This window comes from Kitasatospora putterlickiae, from assembly GCF_039527695.1.
Classification (GTDB): domain Bacteria; phylum Actinomycetota; class Actinomycetes; order Streptomycetales; family Streptomycetaceae; genus Kitasatospora; species Kitasatospora putterlickiae.
The window spans coordinates 6,412-7,987 of the sequence record NZ_BAAAKJ010000294.1; the positions used below are offsets into that span (position 1 = coordinate 6,412).

Here is a 1,576-nt window from a genome sequence, read left to right on the forward strand (position 1 = left end):
GAGCGCGGTGAATCCGGACTGGAAGTAGGCCGACGGGCCGTCGGCCGGGTTCATGTCGGTGTCGATCGGGCCGGGGTGGATCACGTTGACGGTGATCCCGCGCGAGCCCAGCTCGCGGGCCAGCGCCTTGGTGAGCCCGATCATCGCCGCCTTGCTGGTCGAGTAGAGGCTGCCGCCGGGGAAGGCGGCCCGCTTGGCCATGCAGCTGCCGATGGTCACGATCCGGCCGCCCTCGGTCAGGTGGGCCGCGGCGGCCTGGGCGAACAGGAACGGCCCCCGCACGTTGACCCCCAGCACCCGGTCGACGTCGGCCGGGCCGGTCTCCTCGATCGGGCCGATGAAGCCCGCCCCGGCGTTGTTGACCAGGATGTCGAGCCGCCCGAACCGGTCGGCGACCGCCTCCACGGCGGCGCGCACCTCCCGCGGGTCGGCGCTGTCGGCCCGGACCGCCCAGCCGCGGCGGCCCATCGCGGTGATCTTGGCCGCGACCGCCTCGGCCCGTTCGGCGCCGCCCAGGTAGGTCACCGCCACGTCGGCGCCGTCCTCGGCGAGCCGCAGCGCCACCGCCTCCCCGATGCCCCGGCTGCCGCCGGTCACCAGCGCCACCTTGCCGTCGAGCTTCGCGAGCGTGGTCGTCGTCATATCGTCAGAACCCTTCGGATCGTTCGCGGACATGACTCGATCCTCGGCCCGCGCGGCCCGCCGGTCCGGCGGCATTCGGACATCGCGTTCAACGTTCAACCACCACCGCGCCGGGCGCGCCGTGCCGGGCCGGGCCGGACGTGACACGCCGCACGGCCACCCCCCGGGGGGCGGGGTGGCCGTGCGGGACCCCGGGCAGGGGGGTGCCGGGGAGTGCGAGGCGGGCGGATCAGGGTCGACGGCCGGTGTCAGGACGCGGACGGCGTCAGGACGGACGGTGTCAGAACGACAGGGTCTGGCCCGGGAAGATCAGGTTCGGGTTGGTGCCGATCGCCTTGACGTTCCTGGCGTGCAGCCCGGCCGGGTCGAGGCCGAACTTGGCGGCGATGCCGCTCAGCGTGTCACCGCTCTTGACGGTGTAGCCGCCGGCGGCGGGCTTCGCGGGCGCGGCGGGCTTGGCGGCGCCCTGCGCCGGGGCGGCCTGGGACGGGGCCGGGGCCTTGCGCGCCGCCGGCTTCTGGTTCTGGGCCGGGGCCTGCTTGGCCGGCTGCTGCTTGGCCGGCTGCGGCGCCTGGGCGGGGGTGTCCGCGACGGCGGGCGGCGCGCCGCCCCTGCTGAGGCCGGCCCGAGCCGAGCAGACCGGCCAGGCGCCCGGACCCTGCTTGGCGAGCACCTTCTCGGCGACGGTGATCTGCTCCGCCCTGCTCGCCTGGTGGGCCTGCGGAGCGTAGGCGGTGCCGCCGTACGCCCGCCAGGTGGACGGGCTGAACTGGAGCCCGCCGTAGTAGCCGTTGCCGGTGCTGATGCCCCAGTTGCCGCCGCTCTCGCACTTGGCGACGCCGTCCCAGGCGGAGGCGGGGGCGGCCGAGGCCGAGGTGGCCGTGACGAGGCCGGCCACCGGCAGGGCCGCGACAGCGGCGCCCGCCACGACAGC

At 75.8% G+C, this 1,576-nt stretch carries 2 protein-coding genes; both read right to left on the reverse strand.

Translation table 11 applies throughout. The features are described from left to right. The coding region (locus tag ABD308_RS28525) for an SDR family NAD(P)-dependent oxidoreductase (protein ID WP_344340515.1) at positions 1 to 642 on the reverse strand (642 nt) is incomplete at its 3' end. Positions 643 to 922: 280 nt separating this feature from the next. Next, positions 923 to 1,576 (reverse strand): LysM peptidoglycan-binding domain-containing protein (locus ABD308_RS28530; protein ID WP_344340520.1); only part of this gene is annotated, 654 nt, incomplete at its 5' end.